The 22,862-nt window shown below is 37.1% G+C and carries 24 protein-coding genes and 4 pseudogenes; 27 read left to right on the top strand and 1 reads right to left on the bottom strand.

Annotation, left to right across the window (positions count from 1 at the left end):
• Positions 1–118: 118 nt before the first annotated feature.
• From spx to HT699_RS08410, 14 genes and pseudogenes are all read left to right on the top strand, one after another.
• Positions 119–517: a transcriptional regulator Spx gene (gene spx / locus HT699_RS08470; RefSeq protein WP_000591165.1), complete on the top strand. Its 399-nt coding sequence runs from the start codon at positions 119–121 to the stop codon at positions 515–517.
• A 65-nt stretch (positions 518–582) separates the two neighbouring features.
• A complete protein-coding gene (locus tag HT699_RS08465) occupies positions 583–1,152 on the top strand; it encodes an SP0191 family lipoprotein (protein ID WP_000725131.1) in 570 nt (189 codons plus the stop codon).
• An 86-nt stretch (positions 1,153–1,238) separates the two neighbouring features.
• A complete protein-coding gene (locus HT699_RS08460; protein WP_000507059.1) occupies positions 1,239–1,505 on the top strand; it encodes an IreB family regulatory phosphoprotein in 267 nt (88 codons plus the stop codon).
• Positions 1,506–1,508: 3 nt separating this feature from the next.
• On the top strand, positions 1,509–1,928 hold the full coding sequence (ruvX, locus tag HT699_RS08455; protein ID WP_001808830.1) for a Holliday junction resolvase RuvX: 420 nt from the start codon (positions 1,509–1,511) through the stop codon (positions 1,926–1,928).
• A 15-nt stretch (positions 1,929–1,943) separates the two neighbouring features.
• Entirely contained in the window at positions 1,944–2,249 is a 306-nt protein-coding gene (locus tag HT699_RS08450; protein ID WP_000017620.1) for a DUF1292 domain-containing protein, read from the top strand.
• Between the two features lie 253 nt (positions 2,250–2,502).
• Complete coding sequence (locus HT699_RS08445; protein ID WP_000464365.1) at positions 2,503–3,753, top strand: folylpolyglutamate synthase/dihydrofolate synthase family protein; 1,251 nt, start codon at positions 2,503–2,505, stop codon at positions 3,751–3,753.
• 83 nt (positions 3,754–3,836) lie between these two features.
• Positions 3,837–4,301: pseudogene (locus tag HT699_RS08440) on the top strand (SP_0198 family lipoprotein).
• A 149-nt stretch (positions 4,302–4,450) separates the two neighbouring features.
• Positions 4,451–4,584, top strand: a pseudogene (locus HT699_RS12040) (PhrA family quorum-sensing system peptide).
• A gap of 567 nt (positions 4,585–5,151) precedes the next feature.
• Positions 5,152–6,156: a hypothetical protein gene (locus HT699_RS08435; RefSeq protein ID WP_000654648.1), complete on the top strand. Its 1,005-nt coding sequence runs from the start codon at positions 5,152–5,154 to the stop codon at positions 6,154–6,156.
• Positions 6,157–6,200: 44 nt separating this feature from the next.
• Positions 6,201–7,520, top strand: a complete 1,320-nt coding sequence (locus HT699_RS08430; RefSeq protein ID WP_000876398.1) for a YcaO-like family protein — start codon at positions 6,201–6,203, stop codon at positions 7,518–7,520.
• A gap of 20 nt (positions 7,521–7,540) precedes the next feature.
• Complete coding sequence (locus HT699_RS08425) at positions 7,541–8,383, top strand: SagB/ThcOx family dehydrogenase (RefSeq protein ID WP_000036613.1); 843 nt, start codon at positions 7,541–7,543, stop codon at positions 8,381–8,383.
• Positions 8,384–8,391: 8 nt separating this feature from the next.
• Complete coding sequence (locus HT699_RS08420) at positions 8,392–9,621, top strand: insulinase family protein (protein ID WP_172934263.1); 1,230 nt, start codon at positions 8,392–8,394, stop codon at positions 9,619–9,621.
• 14 nt (positions 9,622–9,635) lie between these two features.
• A complete protein-coding gene (locus HT699_RS08415; RefSeq protein ID WP_172934262.1) occupies positions 9,636–10,571 on the top strand; it encodes an ABC transporter ATP-binding protein in 936 nt (311 codons plus the stop codon).
• Complete coding sequence (locus tag HT699_RS08410; RefSeq protein WP_000377327.1) at positions 10,564–11,316, top strand: ABC transporter permease; 753 nt, start codon at positions 10,564–10,566, stop codon at positions 11,314–11,316. Before HT699_RS08415 ends, HT699_RS08410 begins: the two co-directional genes overlap by 8 nt.
• Positions 11,317–11,516: 200 nt before the next feature.
• On the opposite strand, the pseudogene HT699_RS08405 reads toward HT699_RS08410, so the two are convergent.
• Positions 11,517–11,852, bottom strand: a pseudogene (locus tag HT699_RS08405) (transposase); the annotation flags it as partial.
• 99 nt (positions 11,853–11,951) lie between these two features.
• Here HT699_RS08405 and cls point away from each other — a divergent pair.
• From cls to rplB, 13 genes and pseudogenes are all read left to right on the top strand, one after another.
• Positions 11,952–13,484: a cardiolipin synthase gene (cls, locus tag HT699_RS08400; RefSeq protein ID WP_050261276.1), complete on the top strand. Its 1,533-nt coding sequence runs from the start codon at positions 11,952–11,954 to the stop codon at positions 13,482–13,484.
• A 255-nt stretch (positions 13,485–13,739) separates the two neighbouring features.
• The gene (locus tag HT699_RS08395) at positions 13,740–15,278 is read left to right on the top strand and encodes a damage-inducible protein CinA (RefSeq protein WP_138707693.1); all 1,539 of its coding nucleotides are present in this window, start codon (positions 13,740–13,742) and stop codon (positions 15,276–15,278) included.
• 119 nt (positions 15,279–15,397) lie between these two features.
• Positions 15,398–17,605 (top strand): anaerobic ribonucleoside-triphosphate reductase, encoded by a 2,208-nt coding sequence (gene nrdD, locus HT699_RS08390; RefSeq protein ID WP_166731304.1) that lies wholly within the window; start codon positions 15,398–15,400, stop codon positions 17,603–17,605.
• A 30-nt stretch (positions 17,606–17,635) separates the two neighbouring features.
• Entirely contained in the window at positions 17,636–18,394 is a 759-nt protein-coding gene (locus tag HT699_RS08385; protein ID WP_023939686.1) for a hypothetical protein, read from the top strand.
• An 11-nt stretch (positions 18,395–18,405) separates the two neighbouring features.
• A complete protein-coding gene (locus tag HT699_RS08380; protein ID WP_000521618.1) occupies positions 18,406–18,546 on the top strand; it encodes a hypothetical protein in 141 nt (46 codons plus the stop codon).
• Positions 18,547–18,589: 43 nt separating this feature from the next.
• Complete coding sequence (locus HT699_RS08375) at positions 18,590–19,096, top strand: GNAT family N-acetyltransferase (RefSeq protein WP_172934260.1); 507 nt, start codon at positions 18,590–18,592, stop codon at positions 19,094–19,096.
• A complete protein-coding gene (nrdG, locus tag HT699_RS08370) occupies positions 19,089–19,679 on the top strand; it encodes an anaerobic ribonucleoside-triphosphate reductase activating protein (RefSeq protein ID WP_172934259.1) in 591 nt (196 codons plus the stop codon). Before HT699_RS08375 ends, nrdG begins: the two co-directional genes overlap by 8 nt.
• Positions 19,676–20,293 (top strand): phosphoribulokinase, encoded by a 618-nt coding sequence (locus HT699_RS08365; protein ID WP_050207601.1) that lies wholly within the window; start codon positions 19,676–19,678, stop codon positions 20,291–20,293. Before nrdG ends, HT699_RS08365 begins: the two co-directional genes overlap by 4 nt.
• A gap of 253 nt (positions 20,294–20,546) precedes the next feature.
• Positions 20,547–20,855: a 30S ribosomal protein S10 gene (gene rpsJ, locus HT699_RS08360; RefSeq protein ID WP_001284513.1), complete on the top strand. Its 309-nt coding sequence runs from the start codon at positions 20,547–20,549 to the stop codon at positions 20,853–20,855.
• 216 nt (positions 20,856–21,071) lie between these two features.
• On the top strand, positions 21,072–21,698 hold the full coding sequence (rplC, locus tag HT699_RS08355; protein ID WP_000160201.1) for a 50S ribosomal protein L3: 627 nt from the start codon (positions 21,072–21,074) through the stop codon (positions 21,696–21,698).
• A 24-nt stretch (positions 21,699–21,722) separates the two neighbouring features.
• A complete protein-coding gene (gene rplD / locus HT699_RS08350) occupies positions 21,723–22,346 on the top strand; it encodes a 50S ribosomal protein L4 (RefSeq protein ID WP_000024552.1) in 624 nt (207 codons plus the stop codon).
• Complete coding sequence (locus HT699_RS08345; protein WP_001055347.1) at positions 22,346–22,642, top strand: 50S ribosomal protein L23; 297 nt, start codon at positions 22,346–22,348, stop codon at positions 22,640–22,642. Before rplD ends, HT699_RS08345 begins: the two co-directional genes overlap by 1 nt.
• 17 nt (positions 22,643–22,659) lie before the next feature.
• Positions 22,660–22,862 (top strand): annotated as a pseudogene (rplB, locus tag HT699_RS08340) (50S ribosomal protein L2); the annotation flags it as partial.

The raw sequence follows: 22,862 nt of genomic DNA, 5'->3' as shown, positions 1-22,862 counted from the left end.
ACAACTGTCAAAGTCCCGGAAAAAAGTCAAAAAAAATTAAAAATAGGTCGCAAGTCGGATGTTTTTTATGGTATAATAGACTAAACTGATAGTAACATGTAGCGAAAGGGGTAGGTACATGATTAAAATTTATACAGTCTCAAGTTGTACTAGCTGTAAAAAAGCAAAAACCTGGCTTAATGCCCACCAGTTAAGTTATAAAGAACAAAACCTTGGTAAAGAAGGAATTACGCGAGAAGAATTACTGGATATTCTAACCAAAACAGACAACGGAATAGCCAGTATCGTCTCATCTAAAAATCGCTATGCCAAAGCCCTTGGAGTGGATATTGAAGATTTGAGTGTTAACGAAGTCCTCAATCTGATTATGGAAACACCTAGAATTTTAAAGAGCCCAATCCTTGTAGATGAAAAACGCCTGCAAGTTGGCTATAAGGAAGACGATATTCGTGCCTTCCTACCACGCTCTGTCCGTAATGTAGAAAATGCAGAAGCACGTTTGCGTGCAGCTCTATAAACATCAAGGCTGGGAGCAATTCCCAGTCTTATTCTATTTTAATTTCAAAAAGAAAGAAGAAAGAAATGAAAAAAATAGTTCTTGTTAGTCTAGCTTTCCTTTTTGTCCTGGTTGGTTGCGGACAGAAAAAAGAAACTGGACCAGCTACAAAAACAGAAAAAGATACGCTTCAGTCGGCATTGCCAGTTATTGAAAATGCTGAGAAGAATACAGTTGTAACCAAGACTTTGGTCTTGCCCAAGTCAGATGATGGTAGCCAGCAGACCCAAACCATTACTTACAAAGACAAGATTTTTTTGAGTCTAACTATCCAACAAAAGCGTCCAGTCTCAGATGAGCTGAAGACCTACATTGACCAACATGGAGTGGAGGAAACTCAAAAAGCTCTTCTCGAGGCGGAAGAGAAAGACGACTCCATCATAGAAGCTCGTAAATTAGCAGGATTTAAGCTTGAAACAAAACTATTGAGTGCAACAGAACTTCAAACAACGACTGGTTTTGATTTTCAAGTTTTGGATGTCAAGAAGGCTTCTCAGTTAGAATATTTGAAGAATATTGGCTTAGAAAATCTTTTGAAGAATGAACCAAGCAAATATATTTCAGACAGATTGGCAAATGGTGCGACAGAACAATAGAAAATCCAAATAAATAAACTGCCTGAATTGTAGAAGGTAAGGAATTATGCTATAATGGTACTATTCTAAGGAAAGAGGGTGTTAGAATGGGATTTACTGAAGAAACCGTACGTTTTAAATTGGACGATTCCAATAAAAAAGAAATTAGCGAAACTTTGACAGATGTTTATGCTTCGTTGAACGATAAGGGCTACAACCCAATTAACCAAATCGTAGGTTACGTATTGAGTGGAGACCCTGCCTACGTTCCTCGTTATAATAATGCACGAAATCAAATCCGTAAGTATGAGCGTGATGAAATCGTTGAGGAATTGGTTCGCTACTACCTTAAAGGACAAGGAGTCGATCTGTAACCTATGAGAATTATGGGATTGGACGTCGGTTCAAAAACGGTAGGGGTGGCCATTAGCGATCCGCTCGGTTTTACAGCTCAAGGGCTTGAAATCATCCAAATCAATGAGGAGCAAGGCCAATTTGGTTTTGACCGCGTTAAGGAGCTGGTTGATACTTACAAGGTGGAACGATTTGTAGTGGGCCTGCCTAAAAACATGAACAATACAAGCGGACCGCGCGTAGAAGCTAGTCAAGCCTACGGAGCAAAGCTAGAAGAGTTTTTTGGTTTACCAGTAGACTATCAGGATGAACGCTTGACAACAGTGGCTGCTGAGCGTATGTTGATTGAACAAGCAGATATCAGTCGCAATAAGCGCAAGAAAGTCATTGATAAGTTAGCAGCTCAGCTGATTTTACAAAATTATTTAGATAGAAAATTTTAATATAAAGGAGAGGATATGTCACACGATCATAACCACGACCACGAAGAACGTGAACTAATCACACTAGTAGATGAGCAAGGAAATGAAACCTTGTTTGAAATCCTTTTGACAATTGATGGAAAAGAAGAATTTGGTAAAAACTATGTTCTTCTAGTACCAGTTAACGCAGAAGAAGACGAAGACGGACAAGTTGAAATCCAAGCTTACTCATTCATCGAAAACGAAGATGGAACAGAAGGCGAATTGCAACCAATCCCAGAAGACTCAGAAGACGAATGGAACATGATTGAAGAAGTCTTCAATAGTTTTATGGAGGAGTAAAAACGTCCTGTGGACGTTTTTAGCCCAGCGCTAGAAATTAGAAACGCAGGTAGTCTGGGAGACTGTATCAGCCCAACTCCTAGAAATTGGAAGAGTTGGAACATCCAGTGGATGTTTTAGCCCAAGTTAATATTCATAGTTGTTAGTGATTAGCTAACCAGGTGAGAGGTCGGGACGAAAATCCTGACCTCATTTTTTGTTATCTACGGAATTTTGCTAGATAATTGATTAGACTTTTGTCAAGGAGATGTGTATGTTTGAAGTAGGAGAATGGCTTTATAGTCGGATTGGTTTGAATTTTCGATCAGGTTTAGGCCGAATACAGCAAGCGGTGGATTTGTTAGGGAATCCAGAGAAGTCTTATCCTATTATCCATGTAACAGGGACTAATGGGAAAGGATCTACCATTGCTTTTATGAGGGAGTTATTTATGGGGCATGGCAAAAAAGTCGCGACCTTTACCTCCCCTCATATCGTCTCTATCAATGATCGAATCTGCATTAATGGGCAATCTATAGCAGACACAGACTTTATCCGTTTGGCTGAGCAGGTCAAGGAGATGGAGAAAACGCTTCTGCAAACCCATGATCAGTTGTCCTTTTTTGAACTGCTGACCTTGATTGCTTTTCTTTATTTTAGAGAGCAAGAAGTGGATTTGGTTTTACTAGAAGTGGGAATTGGCGGCTTACTTGACACGACCAATGTGGTAACTGGAGAGCTTGCTGTTATCACCTCCATTGGGCTTGACCATCAGGAAACCTTGGGTGATAGTCTGGAAGCAATCGCAGAGCAGAAAGCTGGTATTTTCAAGGCTGGTAAGAAGGCAGTGATTGCGAAATTGCCTCCAGAAGCTAGGCTTGTCTGTCAGAAAAAAGCAGACTCTTTAGCTGTTGATCTTTATCAGGCAGGTCAAGATTTTTCAATGCTGAATGGTAATTTTTCAAGCTCTTTACTAAATCTTTCACAGCTGAACATAGGCTTAGAAGGAGCTTATCAGCAGGAAAATGCGGCCTTGGCGTTGCAAGCATTTCTTCTCTTTATGGGAGAAGGAAAGGAAGTTGTTTATGAGCAGGTTGTAAGACAGGCTTTGGAGAAGACCCATTGGGCTGGACGTTTGGAGCGTATTCGCCCACAGATTTACTTGGATGGTGCTCATAACCTCCCTGCCTTGACTCGCTTGGTTGAGTTTATCAAAGAAAAAGAGCAGGAAGCCTATCGTCCTCAAATCCTATTTGGAGCCTTGAAACGGAAGGATTATCAAGGGATGTTGGGTTATCTGACTGAAAATTTACCTCAGGTGGAACTCAAGGTGACTGGCTTTGACTATCAAGGTTCTTTGGATGAGACAGATGTAACAGGTTACGATATAGTTTCTTCTTACCGAGAATTTATCAGCAGTTTCGAAGAAAAAGCCGATACGCAGGACTTGTTATTCATTACAGGGTCTCTCTATTTTATCTCAGAAGTACGGAGCTACCTGCTGGGGCATGAACAGATAAATTGACCACCTTTTTTGAACTTGTTATACTAGGGGAATTGCTGGTTAGAGAAAATTTCTCTAAATTGGTAGCAGAAAGGAAATCCATCATGAAATTAACAAGATTCACACGTTCTCTTGCTTCTCTAGCAAGTCTTAGTCTCTTAGTAGCTTGTTCACAAAGAGCTCAACAGATTCAACAACCAGCAGCTCAAGCGCAAACACAACAAACTCAGCAATCACAACCTACTGCTTCATCGTCTACAGAAAATACAAACCAGGTAGCAACAAGTTCTTCATAAAATGCACCTGAGGCTCAACCGACTGATATTGATGGGACTTATACCGGTCAGGATGACGGAGACCGTATTACTTTAGTGGTAACTGGAACGACTGGTACATGGACTGAGCTCGAATCTGACGGGGATCAGAAAGTCAAACAGGTCACATTTGATGCAGCAAATCAACGCATGATTATTGGTGATGATGTCAAAATTTACACTGTAAACGGTAATCAAATCATCGTAGATGATATGGCTAGAGACCCATCGGACCAAATCGTTTTAACTAAATAAGACTATGCAAGTAGGAAGGGCTGGATTTTTCAGCCTTTTATTGTACCTGTAATAAAAAAGTTCTAAAAAGTATAAAAATATTTGACTAATCATTATAGATGTGTTACAATAAAATCAGAAAAAGAAACCGATTTCATAAAACGATTGCATTGGTATCGTTAGGTGCATTTACATTTAGTACTACGCCTTTTTATAAGCATTTTGTTCAGAAAATAGACAATTAGAAATTCGAGTACAATCACAACAGAAATTTAATGGATTTGATATTGAGAAAGTAGATTAGTATTCAAACAACAATTGGTATATACAATATATAAAAAAGGAGGTCTATTAATTATTGCAATAATTTTAGGTATAAGAATAGGTTTATGCTCAACTCTCAATGATATTTGGTTGAGCGTTGAGTTAATAGTTGCTTGTAACGGTTAAAGGTAGGTTTCTGGGAAAGAATCTGCTAGTTAGCTAATGAGTCTGATTTTTACAGAAAATTTATTTGTAAGAATTAGATAATTGAGTTTACAGTATTTGCAAGGAGAAAGAATGATTATTTCAGAATTAATTGAAAACTCTCGTTTTCTAGATGTTCCTGCAACAGCTGATGTTGTTTGGTGTTGCTGTTGTTATTTTTGTACTTCGACAGGTCAGTAGGAGGAGATATGTTTATTGTAGAATTGGTAGAACAAAACAGAGTATTTGATTCTCAAACGTCAGCAGAGGTTATATACTGTTGTTGCTGCTATTTTTGTACTTCAACAGGTAGATAAAAATAATCTAATTTGAAGGCGGTGAGAATTGTTATTCTTACCGCCTTACTTATTTTTAGGTAAAGTAGGAGAAAGGTATTTAAAAAATGAAAGATAATGTGAAATTCAAGATTAATTCTGGTGTAGTTATAGTTCCAGATGGTCAATCTGTGATTGTAAGATTCAACGATAGATACTTTAATTTAAATGGGGAGGATGTTGAGAATATCTTACTTCCTATATTGCCATTACTTAATACAGGTGCAAGTTATTCGGAGTTATCACAAAGTGTAGATTTAGAGTTTAGAAGTAAATTGTCTAGTGTATTAGAGCAATTAATAAGCAAAGGTTGGATTGATAATAAAAGCGTAGTAAATGACACATTTAATGATCTCCAAAATTATTTTTCAACTGGTTTAAAAACAGAAAGAATTTTGGAAATTTTTAAAGATAAAAAAGTAGGTATTATTAATTTAGATAGAAGATTACCAGTTATAATTGATGATATACCTTTTTTAACGGTGAATATGATAGAAGTAGAACAGTTTCAGAATGAGATGAACTTTCCAGATGTTTTGGAGATCATATCTAATAATGATTTTATAGTATTGATTGAAACCGAAACAAATGATTTTTTTGAGAAAAGAATTAATTCTTTGTGCTTTAAGTGGCAAAAACCTGTCATACTTCTTAAAACGTCTGGTTTTATAGCGGAAATTGGTCCAATGTGTATCCCACCATATACCGCTTGTTTAGAATGTTACAGGACTAGAAAGTATAATAATCTCACGCATTATTCTGAACATATAAAAGTAGAAAAGTTTTTAGAAACTAATCTGAAGGGGGCGATTCAAAGGGCTTATTCGGTTGATTCTACAACATTTCGGATTGGGTTTAATATTATGGTAGGTCAAATATTACAATTTTTCTTGAAAGAAGATACTTGGAATTTTCCGAAAACTATTGAAGGAATTATTGAAATAGATGGTTATAATGTTAATTTCAATTATGACTCCCTTATCAAATCACCGATATGTGAAGTTTGTGGTCAATCTCCAGATTTAAAAGTAACTAACAAGTTTTGGACAAAAACATATAAATATCAAGAATAAAGTATCGATTTGGGGTTCACTAATATATAAAGAAAGGCAAGATTATGAAGTATTTATCGACCAATTTGACAAGTATCTATCCTTTGGCATCTAATAGACTTGTTAACAATAAATTAGGTATTGTAAAAGATTTATTTTATTGGTTGCCTGAACATGATGATGCTAGGGTATTTCTTGTAGCAGCTATTGCTCAAAACTTTTCAAGAATGGGAATTGAGACTTCAACATCTTTTAATAGTGGTGCTGGTCTTACGTTTGAGTCTGCAGCTAATGCTGCAATAGGAGAAACTGTAGAAAGATATTGCTCGGCGTTTATACAACCTTCGGATTTAGTGCTTGGCTCGTATAAAGAATTATTAAATAAATATCGCTGCATTTCTCCGAAAAAATTTGCTTTTTATAACAAACATCAGTATCTAGAATCAAATTTTCCTTTTAGTATTTTTGATGAATCAACAATAGTCAATTGGACTTTTTGCAAAAGGTTAGGAAAGAACGAAGATTACTTAATTCCAGCAGCAGTTACCTATTTGCCATATTATCCAAATGAAGATGAGAAGTTGATTTGGTATCCTATTTCAACGGGGTTGTCATGTGCTTCTAATGATGAGGAGGCTATTGTTAAAGGGATTTTTGAAGTAGTTGAGCGTGATGCTTTTAGTATTCTATGGTATAACGAACTTTCCCTGCCTAAAATTGATATAACATCCAATGAAGAAGTTTACCAATTATATAAAGAAAGATTTGAAATACCTGGCTGTAAATATACTTTAATTGATATGACACTTGATACAAAAATTCCTAGTGTTTTAGGGATTCTAGAGGATGAGCGAGGAGGAATTTTAATTGCAGCAGCGACTAGACTAACATTAAAAGAGGCAGTAATAAAAACTTTTATAGAGTTATCGCAAGGCCGTATTAGCTGGAAAGAAGATTTTGTTCGGGGAAGTAAGGAACAATACAGTGATGATTTTTCTGATATTCGAGACTTCCATAGTCGAGTTATGCTATTTACCCAGAAATCGATGAAGCCACATTTTGATTTTCTGCTTAATCAAGATTATACTGTGAAAATTCAAGAGGAGAAAACTTTAACATACGATGAGCAGCTTAAAATTTTATATGAAAAAATTTCAAATTTAGGGTATGATATTTTTTATAAGAACTTAACAACAAGTGATGTCTATAATTTAGATTATAGAGTATATAAAGTAGTAATACCTGGTTTTATAGAAATTACAAATGACCATTTATATCCTAGAATTGGGGGAAAACGCCTACATGATGTTCCGGTAACATTGGGACTTTTAAATAGACCCAAATCAGTAGAAGAGTTTAATAAAATTCCTCATCCATTTCCGTAATCATAAGGAGTACCGTTATTATGAGTAAAATATCTTCAATTGAGATACTATCTAAAAATGCATTTGAAAATTGCGTTACAAAAAAATATGATTTTCAAACATTTCATGAAATAACTAAATTAAATACTCTAAGAGAAAAAATTTTAGGGAAAAATATCTCTCAAATTATCTCTAACCCTGTTTTCATTGAAGGAGCGGTAAATTCATCACATTCATTTGTAACCCATCCTAAGATAAATTTACCTTCTGATTTTACTGATTATGAAAAACAAACTGAGGGATTTAGAAAGGTTTTATTTTCCAGAAGAAGTATTCGTAAATTTTCGTCAAAAAGTTTAACTTTAAGCGAGGTAAGTTATATTTTAAATTCTAGTTATGGAATTAGTGGAACACTTGAAAATTTAGAAAAAGAATATTATCAAGAGTTGAGAACTTCTCCTTCTGCGGGGGGATTATATCCCCTAGAAATATATTTTTATGCTAATAAGATTGAGGGGTTAGAGAAGGGGATTTATCATTATAACCCTTCAGAACATAACCTATCTGTTTTGCAAAAAGGGGAACTTGATTTATCTGAGTTTACATCTTATTCTAGTATTGCGAAACAATCAGCGTGTGTAATATTTATTACTGCAGTTTTTCCAAGATTATCTTATAAATATGGAGAACGTTCATATAGGTTTGTACATTTAGATGCAGGGCATTTAGGACAAAATATTTATTTATCTGCTGAGAGTATTGATATTGGTGCGTTAGCTATAGGAGGATTTTTTGACGATGAAATTAATAGCTTACTTAATATTGATGGTGTTACAGAAGGAATCGTTTATGAGTTCTTCATTGGTCATAAAGATGAAAGTTAGGTGATTTAATGTCAATAACTTTTTGTCAATCAGAGTCTAATAACATAGATATTTTTAAAGTTAGGGGAACAAATTTAGACGAACTATTAATATGGTTCAATATTGGTGCTATGAATGAAAAAAAAGATTTTCATGGAGTTGTGCATTTAACGGAACATTTGATTTCTAATATTTCTTATAAGGGTATATATTTTTCTGATTTTTTATCCCAAAAAAATATCAAGCTAGAAATGAGGACTGGTTTGGATAGTATGTACATCTATCTAGTTTCACCTTTAGGGAAGATTGCTGATAATTTTCGGGAAATTTTTGAATACTTAATACTTGGATCAATTTCTGAAGTTGAACTTTTCAAAGAGAAGCGTATCATTCATAAAGAAAAGATTTCAAGAAAATTTGATCGGTTAAAAGTTTATCAAGATGAATTGAATGGTTTAATCTGGTCAAAAGAGTTAAATATTGATATTTTAGGAAAAAACTTAACCAACATAACATTAGAAGATGTCCTAAAAACTAGGGGTAACCTCTTTCTTCCAAGTAATATGAAGCTTTATTTTTCGGGTGAAGTATCTGATAAGTCTATTGAAGATACATTAGATGGTTTGTTATTAAATCAAGAGAATATTGACGAGAGCCCTATCTGTTGCCAAAGCAACTTAGTTGATTATTTTAAAACCGGGAATAACAGCAAGGTTCTTGATAGTAACCCAGGAGTCATGGTCTCATTATCATATCTTTTCGATGAAGCTTTGTGTGAAAAAGAGTCAATAATTTTATCTCTTTTGTGTTTACTAATGGTCAATGGGACAAGTGGTTTCCTATTTGATAACTTAAGGAAAAAATTAGCAGACTTATATTTTATAGTTGCTCGAGCGTATTATTATTTTGATACGCCTATTTTTGAAGTACAGTATATAGATTCAAAGGATAACTTAAAGAATGTTTCGGAAATAAATGAGTTTATATTGGGGGTTTTTCGGTCATCCGAGTTTAGTAAATATACAAAGTTATATTTAGAAACCTGTAAAACAGAGCTTACTAATATAATTAATTGCCAAGTTAATTCTGGAAGCATGAAAATATTTTTTATTTATTTAGCTAAAGAGCACCAAATTGGTCGGAGTCATATAGTATTAGAATCTACGCTGGAATTGATAGATAGCATAACATCAGAAGATATTTCACACTTTTTGGATAAAATATCAAGTAGAAACTTTTCGATAGCTATTCTTAAATAAAATAGGGAGGTTTTATGATTATTAATGTTAATAAATTAGGTTATTCTTATGATAGTAAAAGTATCTTATCCGATATAACATTTGGTGTTAATAGAGGAGAAGTTGTCGCAATTGTAGGAAAAAATGGTTCTGGGAAAACTACACTTTTTAATTGCTTGCAAGGAATATACACAGATTATAGTGGAGAAAGTATTGTTCTCAATAGTAATTCTAAAGATAGAACATCAGATTTATTGATGAAAATAGGAGTTCAATTTCAAACAAACAAATTTTTTAACAAAATAAAAATTTGTGAGCTGTTTGAATTTATAGGTGCTTTATATAATATTTCGTTATCAAAAAAAGAGATTTGTGAGCTTTTAGACAAAGTAAGTTTGAAGGATGCTTATAACAGTTACATTTCTGGCTTATCAGGAGGGCAACAACAGAGGATCGCTTTAGCGTTAAGTATGATAAATAACCCTGAAATTATCTTTTTGGATGAACCTACCTTAGGATTAGATATTCAAACCAGAAAGGAACTTTGGAATATTATAAAGGGGTATAAAAAGAATGGGAAAACAATTTTATTAACGACACATTATATAAATGAAATTATTGATGTGTGTGATAGAATAATAATAATTAATCAAGGGAAAATTGTTTATGACGATACAGTTAGGAACGCAATCAAAGGCTTGCCGTATTCTCATAAGATAATATTTGATTACAGTTTGACTGATGTAGATATAGATTTTCTTCAGTCTAATATATCTAAATATTTTAGTGAAAACGAATTTCGTTTTATGGATGAAGAGTTGATTATTTTTTTTAATGATTATGAAAAGGCTCTTACGATATTATCTCAGGTATGTAATAAAGAAAAAAAAGAGTTGAGAGGTATTTCTATTTCGGAAATGGATTTAGAGGATATGTTTTTGATTATGACCGGAGGAAATATACATGGATAGTATCATGAAGTTTATTAAATCATTTTTTTTAATGGAAATACGAAATAAACAAGCAGTGATTACAGGAACTTTTTTGCCGATATTAATGCTTATTTTGATGGGAACGGCAGGCTCTTCTGAGAGTAGGGAAGGAATGTCCTATATGACGTATATCCTTCCTGGTATTTTAGGTATGTCGTATGCCTCGACAGGTTTGATAGCATTTCCTATTATGTTATCAAGTTATAGAGAAAACGGATTTTTGAAATTTATAAAAGTAACTCCCGTCAAAATTTCAAAGATAGTTTTCTCTTTAATAATAACTCAAATAATTTTGATGTTTTTTCAAACATTATTGGTATTATTCTTTTGTAATTATATTTTAAAATTAGGCTTAAAATATAGTTTTCCTAATATAATATGGCTTTTTATGATTCTTTTACTTAGTTCAATTTCTTTAGCATCGATAGGTTTGATTATAAGTATTCTTTCTAAGAATGTAAAAAACACTTCGGTTTTTGGAAATTTAGGTAATTTACTTTCAACATTTTTAGGAGGAGCGTTTTTTCCGACGGATGTCTGGCCAACATTTTTACAGCCATTAGTTAAAGTTAATCCTCTAACACACATGATTGCGATGTTAAGAAGTAGTTTAATTTATAGTGATTTTGTGTTATCTGATATTTGGGATTATACGTTTTATCTAGTGCTTATGATTGTAGTATGCTTTGTTATTTCCTTTAGATATTTTACTTATGAAGTGTAAGATTTTCATAGCGAAAAAGCTAAATTCCCGAACTAAATTCCACCGTTAGTGCAAGTGGAGGTTAATCTGGTAAAAATCGTAAAAACCAGTGGAATTCCGTGTCAGGGTAAGTTCCACTGGTTTTAATAATGACTGTTGAGGAGCTGACATCAAGATTGTGAGTTTTCAGAATATGATAGATGTGTTGTCCCTTTTTATAGTCATTTAGTTTTAAAAGAGCGCTCTAAACCTTCAAAAATATTTGGGACTTTCCTTAATAAATCCGTCGCTTTCTTCTTCAAGATAGCCCAATCTTGCTCAATAGGATTCAAATCTGGTGAATAAGGCGGTAGAGGTAAGAAAAAGTGTTTATCTTGAATGCAAAGTTTATCCAAGATGTTCTTGGGATGAACACTAGCATTGTCCATGACGATGACATGAGGTGTCTTCAAAGCAGGCAAGAGTTGCGTTTTGAACCACTCCACAAAGAAGTCGCTCGTCATACTTTTCTTGTAAATCATGGGAGCTATAAACTCTCCGTCTACTTGTCCTGCAACGCTTAAAAAATAATCATAAATACTTGCCTTCTGTCGAATACCTGAGTTATACTAGTATCAATTACTTGTTTTTAGCATTCAAAATATCAAGGAGGAGATATGAAATATAGAAAATTTCAATTATTGATGTCCAAGTATGGCTTTAGTCTTTCGATTATGCTACTTGAACTTTGTCTGGCTTTTGGTCTCTTTCTTTATTTAGGACGCATGGCTCCCATTTTATGGATTACTGTTCTCATTCTACTGAGTATCATCACAATTATTTCGATAGTCAACCGTAATACGACTCCTGAGAATAAGGTAACCTGGTTATTAGTAGCCTTTGTGCCAGTATTTGGCCCCTTGCTCTATCTGATGTTTGGTGAGAGGAGATTGTCCAAAAAAGAAATCAAACAACTGAAGAAGCTAGACTCCATGCATTTCCAAGAAGCAAATAGCCAGCTACTAAAAGAGGAATTAAAAGAAAGTGACAAGGCGGCATATGGCGTCATCAAGTCCTTATTGAGTATGGATACCAATGCCGATGTCTATGATCAAACTGCCTCTACATTTTTTCCTAACGGAGAAGCTATGTGGAAAAAGATGGTAGAAGATCTTAAAAAGGCTGAAAAATTTATTTTCTTGGAATATTACATTATAGAAGAAGGTTTGATGTGGAATCGCATACTAGATATACTAGAGCAAAAGGTCGCTCAAGGAGTTGAGGTTAAACTGCTCTATGATGATATCGGCTGTATGGCTACTTTAACAGGAGATTATGCACATCGACTTCGTCAGCTGGGCATCGAGGCCCATAAATTCAATAAAGTTATTCCTCGTTTGACAGTGGCCTATAATAACAGAGATCATAGAAAAATATTGATTGTTGATGGTCAGATAGCCTATACTGGTGGGGTCAATCTGGCAGATGAGTACATTAACCACGTCGAGAGATTTGGTTATTGGAAGGATAGTGGAATTCGCTTAGACGGACTAGCAGTAAAAGCCCTGACACGCTTGTTTTTAACCACTTGGTACATCAATCGAGGAGAGATTAGTGATTTTGATCAATATCATTTAGAAAATCATTCTATCCCAAGTGATGGATTAACCATTCCATACGGAAGTGGACCCAAGCCAATTTTTCGAACGCAGGTAGGGAAAAAGGTTTATCAGAGTTTGATCAATCAAGCAACTGAATCGGTTTATATTACGACACCTTATTTGATCATAGACTATGATTTAACGGAGACAATCAAAAATGCTGCTATGAGAGGGGTCGATGTTCGAATTATCACCCCTTACATACCAGATAAGAAGTTCATTCAGTTAGTCACAAGAGGGGCTTATCCAGACCTTCTTTCTGCTGGTGTTCGAATTTATGAGTATAGCCCAGGTTTTATTCATAGTAAGCAGATGTTGGTAGACGAAGATTTTGCGGTGGTGGGGACGATCAATCTCGACTACCGAAGCTTGGTACACCATTATGAAAATGCAGTTTTACTCTATAAAACTCCTTCTATAATAGAAATCGCCCGAGATTTTCAAAATATATTTGCAGATTCTCAGGAAGTCTATCCTCATTCTATCAAAACGAGCTGGTATCAAAAGCTTGTAAAAGAAATCGCCCAGTTATTCGCCCCAATCTTATAAGAAATCTAGGACTTAGGAAATGACCGAGTCCTCTTTTTCTTGCTTTTTACGAATAGAAAGATATAGGGAGGGACGATGCTGACTCAGAAAGAATTGGATTATATCATAACATTTAAACAGACGAATTTACATCGCTTTCGGGAAATTGAAACCTTTGTGAAACTATGCAAAAAATCACTCAAACAGCCATCGCAAGCTGACAATCCTAGGACTTTTTGATATACTAAGACAGATAAATTGAATAGGAGAAATGATATGAGTGTGTATGGTAGAGTAGAAGAAGTTCATCAGGAGAATCGTGAACCTCTAGAATACCAAATCGAACAAGAATCGCATCATCGTGAATCAAGTCGTCTTCCTTTGGTGAAAATTTTACTATGGAGTACGCTTGTAACGGGGATAACTCTAGGAGTACCGCTATTACTCGACTTAATGAGTGCACAGGAAGTGCAGGATTTTTATGCAGGTTGGGCGCTTCATCAGACAGGGAAGATTTACAGCGATTATTATGGAAGTCAAGGTTTGCTTTATTATTTGCTGACTTACGTGACTCAGGGCGGATTTTTCTTTGCCATCTTTGAGTGGTTAGCCTTGGTAGCAGGCGGATTTTTCCTTTTTAGATCAGCGGATACCTTGACAGAGCAAGGAGACCAAGCTGGACAAGTGGTGACTATTTTTTACATGCTAGTTACAGGTCTTGCTTTTGGTGGAGGCTATGCGACTCTTTTAGCGCTTCCCTTCTTATTCGCGGCCTTTAGTTTAGTTGCGGCTTATCTAAGCAATCCAAGCCATGATAAGGGATTTGTACGGATTGGGCTAGCTTTGGCGGGCGGATTTTTCTTTGCCCCCTTGTCATCGCTCCTGTTTATTGCTGTAGTGAGTTTAGGCTTGTTGGTCTTTAACCTTGGGCATAGACGCTTTGCGCATGGGTTTTATCAGTTTCTTGCAGTGGCTTTAGGTTTTTCACTTGTCTTTTATCCCACTACCTACTATAGTGTTGCAACAGGAAGTTTTGGGGATGCCATTAGTGGTATTCGTTATCCTATTGACAGTATTCGCTTTGATTTCACTTCTAAAATTTTAGAGAATATGGCTTTTTATGGCTTGTTGTCCCTTGGTTTGGGATTTGTGGTTTGTATCTTTTTAGGTCTCTTTCAATCCAAACCCTCTAAACTATACGTCATTTCAGTTCCTGCAAGTCTTGTGACAATTTTAGGTTTGATTTTGCTTTTCTTTTCACAAGAGCCTCTGCACGCTTCCTATTTGATGGTCGTCTTCCCTGTTTTCCTACTTTTATTGGTAACCAATATTAAGAGTCAACAGAGGGGGCGTAGTGTTAGAAGAAGACGAAGAGAAACGCCAGTTAGTCTATGGAGTCGTTTCTTCAAAGGAAATCTATATCTGCCAGTTTTAGGGCTTGTCTATCTTTTGTCTATTCCCTTTTTGATGAAGTTTGTCCTTTATCCAGTACCTTATCAAGAACGTAATCGTCTTGCTGATTTGGTAAAAGAGGAGACAAATACGGAAGATGCTATCTATGCATGGGATGATACTACGACTCTTTATCGTAAGAGTGAGCGCTTGTCGCCATCGGCGATTTTGTCTCCCGTGCACTATACAGCAACTGAGGGAAATCGGAATAAGTTACTTAATGACTTGAAAGAAAAACAACCCAAGGTGATTGTGGTAAATGACAAGGTGCCAGTCTGGTCTGAAGTGGAAACAATTTTGAAAGAAAATTACCAACCAGTAAAGACAGATTACTCAGAGTTTAAAGTCTATAAAATTAAATAACTAAATCAATATCTTGTGTATTTTTAAAAATTTTAGGATTTTTACCACAAGATATTGATTTTTCTTTTTAGAGTGGTATAATACTTTTTAGAAAGAACATTTTAGAAAAGAGCATGCATATGATTGCACTAGAAGAAAAAATTACAATTTTGCCAACTCTCTTCGTCGAGAAACGAGATGGGAGACGTGTTGTATTTGATGTGGACAAGATTGACAAGGCTCTCCACAAGGCGGCAGACAAGGTTATGGATGTGACACCCTTAGTCGAAAAGCGCCTAAATGCTCTGACCGAGCGAATTGTCACAGAAATTCATAGTCGCTTTCCAAAGGGGGTTAAGATTTACGAAATTCAAAATATCGTAGAACATGAACTCCTTGAAGCCAAAGAATATGCGCTAGCTGAGGAGTATATTACTTATCGGACGCAAAGGGATTTTGAGCGTTCAAAAGCGACAGATATTAACTTTAGTATTCATAAGCTTCTTAATAAAGATCAGGCAGTTGTCAATGAAAATGCCAATAAAGACAGCGATGTCTTTAATACCCAGCGTGATTTGACAGCAGGCATTGTTGGGAAATCAATCGGACTGCAAATGCTTCCCAAGCACGTAGCCAATGCCCACCAAAAGGGGGATATTCACTATCACGATTTGGACTACAGTCCCTATACCCCTATGACCAACTGCTGTTTGATTGATTTCAAGGGGATGTTGGAAAATGGTTTTAAGATTGGAAATGCAGAGGTAGAAAGTCCCAAGTCTATCCAGACTGCGACAGCACAGATTTCTCAAATCATCGCCAACGTTGCTTCTAGCCAGTACGGTGGCTGTTCAGCTGACCGTATCGATGAAATCCTGGCGCCTTATGCAGAGAAGAACTATCAAAAACATCTCAAAGATGCAGAAGAGTGGGTCTTGCCTGAAAAACGGGAAGATTACGCTTGGAAGAAAACGCAAAAGGATATCTACGATGCCATGCAATCTCTTGAGTATGAAATCAACACCCTCTTCACTTCAAATGGACAAACACCTTTTACTTCGCTCGGTTTTGGTTTAGGAACTAGCCGTTTCGAACGGGAAATTCAAAAAGCTATTTTAAACATTCGCATCAAGGGGCTTGGTTCGGAACACCGCACAGCCATCTTCCCTAAACTTATCTTCACGCTTAAAAGAGGACTTAACTTGGAAGAAGGGACTCCCAACTACGACATTAAGCAGTTGGCTCTTGAGTGTGCAACCAAACGGATGTATCCAGACGTTTTATCTTACGATAAGATTGTTGACTTGACAGGATCCTTCAAGGTTCCTATGGGCTGCCGTTCTTTCCTTCAAGGATGGAAGGATGAGAATGGTATAGAAGTTAATTCAGGTCGCATGAATCTGGGTGTTGTGACGGTTAACCTGCCTCGTATTGCTCTCGAGTCTGAAGGTGATATGACCAAGTTCTGGGAAATCTTCAACGAGCGAATGAATATCGCAGAAGATGCTCTTGTTTACCGTGTCGAACGCACGAAAGAGGCGACGCCAGCCAATGCTCCTATCCTCTATCAATACGGTGCTTTTGGCCATCGTCTAGGTAAAGAAGAAAGTGTTGACCAGCTCTTTAAGAATCGTCGAGCGACAGTTTCGCTGGGTTACATCGGTTTGTACGAAGTGGCTACTGTCTTCTTTGGAAATAGCTGGGAACACAATCCAGAAGCCAAGGAATTCACGCTAGATATCATTCGCGATATGAAACGCCGTGTAGAAGAGTGGTCAGACCAATATGGCTACCATTTCTCTATCTACTCAACGCCATCTGAAAGTCTGACAGACCGTTTCTGTAGACTAGATACTGAGAAATTCGGTTCTATTCCAGATATTACAGACAAGGAATACTACACCAACTCTTTCCACTACGATGTTCGTAAAAATCCAACACCGTTTGAAAAATTAGACTTTGAGCAAGTCTATCCAGAAGCAGGTGCATCAGGTGGTTTCATCCATTATTGTGAGTATCCAGTCCTTCAGCAAAATCCTAAAGCCTTGGAAGCTGTCTGGGATTATGCTTATGACCGTGTAGGCTATCTAGGCACCAATACTCCGATTGACCGTTGCTATAAGTGTGATTTTGAAGGAGATTTTGAACCAACCGAGAGGGGCTTTGCTTGTCCTAACTGTGGCAATAGCGACCCTAAAACAGTAGACGTTGTTAAACGGACTTGTGGCTATCTAGGCAATCCTCAAGCGCGTCCGATGGTTAATGGGCGTCACAAGGAAATCGCTGCGCGTGTTAAACATATGAATGGTTCAACGATTAAAATAGCTGGCCATCAAGTAACAAATTAGAAAGAAATGAAATGGGAAAATATCAATTAGATGATAAGAAGAGTATTATGTTGGATAAAAAGTAATTATCGGTTTGTAGTAGAGACGTTTGTAATTGGTTTTATGGGGATTTCCATCAGTGCTCAATCGAATCAATTAAGCAAGGTGGCTAATACTATAGCAGAACAGGCAAATAGTCTTTCAAAAGAGGCGAATAATGTAGCTAGAAAAGAATATGGAATTGAGATTACAGATATAGAGACGACTCCCCCTAAGTTGCATGCTCCAGCTACAATAATGGGGTTTGAAGGGCTTACGATTGTAGATAAGACGTTAAACTATAATATAAATATTCGTGAATTAAATGGTGTTCAACAATTAAAACTGCTATCTAAGAATGGAAATGTCATTCAAAGCGGTAGTTCGAAACGTCCGTATCTTCTTTTTAAAAGAGAGGAGCTCCAAAACGGTGAAGTTAATTTATATTTTTCAGATGAAATTCGAGAGGAGGATGGAAGTAAGATTATTCATTCGGCACCTTTAGCCACATCGATTGAAGCAAAGGAGCAAATTGGTTATTATCGTTACTTTTACATATTAGCGGAATATAATGAATCATTTCAATTGTATTTAGTGGCAATGAAAAACTCACATCAAGGAAAAGAATTATTTGAAAAATACAAAGTATATAATAAATTTGATATTCATGAGTTAAAATATTCGGATGATAAAGTATTTAAAGAGCTTGACCGTAAAATGGCAGATGAGTATGAAACTATTTATAATCAATACAATGAATTGAAGCATTAGAAAAGGAAAACATGGGAAAATATCAATTAGACGATAAGGGACGCGCACAAGTGACCCGTTATCACGAGAAACACTCTAAAGGTGGAGCTGGTAAAAAAGAACGCTTGCTCAACCTCAGAGAACAATTTTTAAATAAGAATAAGAAGAAATAAAAGTGAGAGTCAGCTCTCGCTTTTCTCTTAGTGGGAGGTAAGGATGGAACTACGAAGACCAAGATTAGCAGATAAAGAAACAGTTTTAGAGATGATGACAGAGTTTGAAAAGAGCCAATCAGCCCATGATGGAGGATTTTGGGATACGGAGAACTTTGTGTATGAAGAATGGTTGGAAACAAATATGCAAAAAGAAATGGGAATAAACTTGCCTGAAAATCGTGTTCCTTCTATTCAATTTGTATCATTTGATGATGTAGGTCGTGCTCTAGGATTTTTGAATCTGCGATTGAGACTGAATGAGGGGTTACTGAATTATGCTGGCCACATTGGCTACTCCATCCGTCCATCAGAAAGAGGCAAAGGTTATGCAAAAGAGACTCTCCGTCAGGGCTTGAAAGTTGCTAAGGAAAAGAATATCAAGAAAGCTCTGGTGACCTGTAGTGTGAATAATTCTGCTAGTAGAGCAGTCATTCTAGCAAATGGTGGAATATTTGAGGATGCTCGCAATGGAGTCGAGCGTTATTGGATAGAGGTAGCGAATGAATAATCCAAAACCACAAGAATGGAAAAGCGAGGAACTTAGTCAAGGTCGTATCATTGACTACAAGGCCTTTAACTTTGTGGACGGCGAAGGCGTGCGCAACTCTCTCTATGTATCAGGCTGTATGTTTCACTGCGAGGGATGTTATAATGTTGCGACTTGGTCTTTTAATGCTGGTATTCCCTATACAGCAGAATTAGAAGAGCAGATTATGGCAAATCTTGCTCAGCCCTATGTTCAAGGTTTGACTTTGCTGGGAGGGGAGCCTTTTCTTAATACTGGGATTCTCTTGCCACTTGTTAAGCGGATTCGGAAGGAATTGCCAGACAAGGACATCTGGTCCTGGACCGGCTACACTTGGGAAGAAATGATGTTGGAAACTCCAGATAAACTGGAACTCTTGTCACTGATTGACCTTCTTGTCGATGGAAGATATGATCGAACTAAGAGAAATCTTATGCTCCAGTTTCGAGGTTCGTCTAACCAACGAATTATCGATGTGCAAAAATCGCTCAAAAGTGGGCAAGTAGTGATTTGGGACAAGCTCAATGACGGAAAAGAAAGCTATGAACAGGTGAAGAGAGAATGAAGAAAAAAGACTTAGTAGACCAACTAGTCTCAGAGATCGAGACGGGGAAAGTCAGGACACTGGGAATATACGGTCATGGAGCTTCAGGTAAATCAACCTTTGCACAGGAATTGTACCAAGCTTTAGATTCTACTACAGTAAATTTGCTAGAGACAGATCCTTATATCACCTCAGGACGCCATCTGGTAGTACCCAAGGACGCGCCGAATCAAAAGGTGACAGCCAGTCTGCCAGTGGCGCATGAACTGGAGAGTTTGCGGAGAGATATTCACGCAATGCAGGCAGGTATGGATGTCTTAACAATTGAAGAACCTTGGAAGGCTAGTGAGGTCTTGTCTGGAGCAAAGCCAATTCTGATTGTCGAAGGGATGTCTGTTGGCTTTTTACCCAAAGAACTCTTTGACAAAACCATCTGTTTCTACACGGATGAGGAGACCGAATTAAGGCGGCGCCTAGCTAGAGATACGACTGTGAGAAATCGCGATGCATCCTTTATATTGGCTAGCCATCAGATGAGACGGGAGCAGTATCTGCGATACTATAAAGAAACTGAGTCAAGGGCGGACATTCTAGTGGACCAATCAGAAGGTAAATTTGATGTCAAGAGGACTTAACTTATATGGAAGAAAATCCCTAATTTTAAAAAGAAAAAATAGGAAAACAGTTTCATCGTAAAAAAACGAAAAAACAGCAACAAATCCCTTGCAATCGCAGGGGCTTTGTGTTATTCTATTATGGTGCTGTAAATTACAGCTTTAGCTTTGATGCAAGAGGTTGCGACACGCTCGGTTGCATTGCCACGCAACACCGCGTCGGTTTTCTTGTGGAGCTAGCCTATTATCTTAAATAGACGAAAAGGAGAAAAAGATGGCAAACAAAAAAATTCGTATCCGTTTGAAAGCTTACGAACACCGTACGCTTGACACAGCGGCTGCAAAAATCGTAGAATCAGCTACTCGTACAGGTGCACAAGTTGCGGGGCCAATCCCACTTCCAACTGAACGTAGCCTCTACACAATCATTCGTGCGACTCACAAATACAAAGACTCTCGCGAACAATTTGAAATGCGTACACACAAACGTTTGATCGATATCGTTAACCCAACTCAAAAAACAGTTGATGCCTTGATGAAATTGGATCTTCCAAGTGGTGTAAACGTAGAAATCAAACTTTAATCTAAAATATAAAAGAGCAGAGGCTGGTGTTTCAATCTAATTGAACACGGGCTAAACTCGGTGTGAAAAAGATAAACTTCCTAGTGTCCGCTAGACACTGCGTCAGTTTCCTATTTTCACTTTGAGTTTGACGCCCTTTGTATCTTAGACTTGAGCATAAAAAACGCTCGTTAAAAACTTTTTGAATAAAAAATATAGAAAAGGAACTATTTTCTCATGACAAAAGGAATCTTAGGGAAAAAAGTGGGAATGACTCAAATCTTCACTGAAGCTGGCGAATTGATCCCTGTAACAGTTATTGAAGCAACTCCAAACGTTGTTCTTCAAGTTAAAACTGTTGAAACAGACGGATACAACGCTATCCAAGTTGGTTTTGGTGACAAACGCGAAGTATTGAGCAACAAACCTGCTAAAGGACATGTAGCGAAAGCTAACACGGCTCCTAAGCGCTTCATTCGTGAATTCAAAAACGTTGAAGGCTTGGAAGTTGGTGCTGAAATTACAGTTGAAACATTCGCAGCTGGAGATGTTGTTGATGTAACTGGTACTTCTAAAGGTAAAGGTTTCCAAGGTGTTATCAAACGCCACGGACAATCACGTGGACCAATGGCTCACGGTTCTCGTTACCACCGTCGTCCAGGTTCTATGGGACCTGTTGCACCTAACCGCGTATTCAAAGGTAAAAACCTTGCAGGACGTATGGGTGGCGACCGCGTAACAATTCAAAACCTTGAAGTTGTACAAGTTGTTCCAGAAAAGAACGTTATCCTTATCAAAGGTAACGTACCAGGTGCTAAGAAATCTCTTATCACTATCAAATCAGCAGTTAAAGCTGGTAAATAATAAGGAAAGGGGAATACAGTCAAAATGGCAAATGTAACATTATTCGACCAAACTGGTAAACAAGCGGGCGAAGTTGTTCTTAACGATGCAGTATTTGGTATCGAACCAAATGAATCAGTTGTGTTTGATGTAATCATCAGCCAACGCGCAAGCCTTCGTCAAGGAACTCACGCAGTTAAAAACCGCTCAGCTGTTTCAGGTGGCGGACGCAAACCATGGCGTCAAAAAGGAACTGGACGTGCTCGTCAAGGTTCTATCCGCTCTCCACAATGGCGTGGTGGTGGAATCGTCTTCGGACCAACTCCACGTAGCTATGCGTACAAACTTCCTCAAAAAGTTCGTCGCCTTGCGCTTAAATCTGTTTACTCAGAAAAAGTTGCTGAAAATAAATTTGTAGCCGTTGATTCTCTTGAATTTACAGCTCCAAAAACTGCTGAATTTGCAAAAGTTCTTGCAGCTTTGAGCATCGATTCTAAAGTCCTTGTTATTCTTGAAGAAGGAAACGAATTCGCAGCTCTCTCAGCTCGTAACCTTCCAAACGTGAAAGTTGCGACTGCCACAACTGCAAGTGTTCTTGACATCGCAAATAGTGACAAACTTCTTGTTACTCAAGCAGCTATCTCTAAAATCGAGGAGGTTCTTGCATAATGAATTTGTATGATGTTATCAAAAAACCTGTCATCACTGAAAGCTCAATGGCTCAACTTGAAGCAGGAAAATATGTATTTGAAGTTGACACTCGTGCACACAAACTTTTGATCAAGCAAGCTGTTGAAGCTGCTTTCGAAGGCGTTAAAGTTGCAAATGTTAACACAATCAACGTAAAGCCAAAAGCTAAACGTGTTGGACGTTACACTGGTTTTACTAACAAAACTAAAAAAGCTATCATCACACTTACAGCTGATTCTAAAGCAATCGAGTTGTTTGCTGCTGAAGCTGAATAATCTAAGGAGGAAATATCGTGGGAATTCGTGTTTATAAACCAACAACAAACGGTCGCCGTAATATGACTTCTTTGGATTTCGCTGAAATCACAACAAGCACTCCTGAAAAATCATTGCTTGTTGCATTGAAGAGCAAGGCTGGTCGTAACAACAACGGTCGTATCACAGTTCGTCACCAAGGTGGTGGACACAAACGTTTCTACCGTTTGGTTGACTTCAA

The sequence above is a fragment of the Streptococcus sp. 1055 genome (genome assembly GCF_013276815.1).
Taxonomy (GTDB): Bacteria; Bacillota; Bacilli; order Lactobacillales; family Streptococcaceae; genus Streptococcus; species Streptococcus pseudopneumoniae.
Note: the sequence above shows the minus strand (reverse complement) of the source record. Positions and strands in the feature narration are given on the sequence as shown.

Bases quoted from the DNA above. Each gene is read 5' to 3' on its own strand.
- spx (WP_000591165.1), top strand. From the start codon at position 119: ATGATTAAAATTTATACAGTCTCAAGTTGTACTAGCTGTAAAAAAGCA.
- HT699_RS08465 (WP_000725131.1), top strand. From the start codon at position 583: ATGAAAAAAATAGTTCTTGTTAGTCTAGCTTTCCTTTTTGTCCTGGTT.
- HT699_RS08460 (WP_000507059.1), top strand. From the start codon at position 1,239: ATGGGATTTACTGAAGAAACCGTACGTTTTAAATTGGACGATTCCAAT.
- ruvX (WP_001808830.1), top strand. From the start codon at position 1,509: ATGAGAATTATGGGATTGGACGTCGGTTCAAAAACGGTAGGGGTGGCC.
- HT699_RS08450 (WP_000017620.1), top strand. From the start codon at position 1,944: ATGTCACACGATCATAACCACGACCACGAAGAACGTGAACTAATCACA.
- HT699_RS08445 (WP_000464365.1), top strand. From the start codon at position 2,503: ATGTTTGAAGTAGGAGAATGGCTTTATAGTCGGATTGGTTTGAATTTT.
- HT699_RS08435 (WP_000654648.1), top strand. From the start codon at position 5,152: ATGAAAGATAATGTGAAATTCAAGATTAATTCTGGTGTAGTTATAGTT.
- HT699_RS08430 (WP_000876398.1), top strand. From the start codon at position 6,201: ATGAAGTATTTATCGACCAATTTGACAAGTATCTATCCTTTGGCATCT.
- HT699_RS08425 (WP_000036613.1), top strand. From the start codon at position 7,541: ATGAGTAAAATATCTTCAATTGAGATACTATCTAAAAATGCATTTGAA.
- HT699_RS08420 (WP_172934263.1), top strand. From the start codon at position 8,392: ATGTCAATAACTTTTTGTCAATCAGAGTCTAATAACATAGATATTTTT.
- HT699_RS08415 (WP_172934262.1), top strand. From the start codon at position 9,636: ATGATTATTAATGTTAATAAATTAGGTTATTCTTATGATAGTAAAAGT.
- HT699_RS08410 (WP_000377327.1), top strand. From the start codon at position 10,564: ATGGATAGTATCATGAAGTTTATTAAATCATTTTTTTTAATGGAAATA.
- cls (WP_050261276.1), top strand. From the start codon at position 11,952: ATGAAATATAGAAAATTTCAATTATTGATGTCCAAGTATGGCTTTAGT.
- HT699_RS08395 (WP_138707693.1), top strand. From the start codon at position 13,740: ATGAGTGTGTATGGTAGAGTAGAAGAAGTTCATCAGGAGAATCGTGAA.
- nrdD (WP_166731304.1), top strand. From the start codon at position 15,398: ATGATTGCACTAGAAGAAAAAATTACAATTTTGCCAACTCTCTTCGTC.
- HT699_RS08385 (WP_023939686.1), top strand. From the start codon at position 17,636: ATGATAAGAAGAGTATTATGTTGGATAAAAAGTAATTATCGGTTTGTA.
- HT699_RS08380 (WP_000521618.1), top strand. From the start codon at position 18,406: ATGGGAAAATATCAATTAGACGATAAGGGACGCGCACAAGTGACCCGT.
- HT699_RS08375 (WP_172934260.1), top strand. From the start codon at position 18,590: ATGGAACTACGAAGACCAAGATTAGCAGATAAAGAAACAGTTTTAGAG.
- nrdG (WP_172934259.1), top strand. From the start codon at position 19,089: ATGAATAATCCAAAACCACAAGAATGGAAAAGCGAGGAACTTAGTCAA.
- HT699_RS08365 (WP_050207601.1), top strand. From the start codon at position 19,676: ATGAAGAAAAAAGACTTAGTAGACCAACTAGTCTCAGAGATCGAGACG.
- rpsJ (WP_001284513.1), top strand. From the start codon at position 20,547: ATGGCAAACAAAAAAATTCGTATCCGTTTGAAAGCTTACGAACACCGT.
- rplC (WP_000160201.1), top strand. From the start codon at position 21,072: ATGACAAAAGGAATCTTAGGGAAAAAAGTGGGAATGACTCAAATCTTC.
- rplD (WP_000024552.1), top strand. From the start codon at position 21,723: ATGGCAAATGTAACATTATTCGACCAAACTGGTAAACAAGCGGGCGAA.
- HT699_RS08345 (WP_001055347.1), top strand. From the start codon at position 22,346: ATGAATTTGTATGATGTTATCAAAAAACCTGTCATCACTGAAAGCTCA.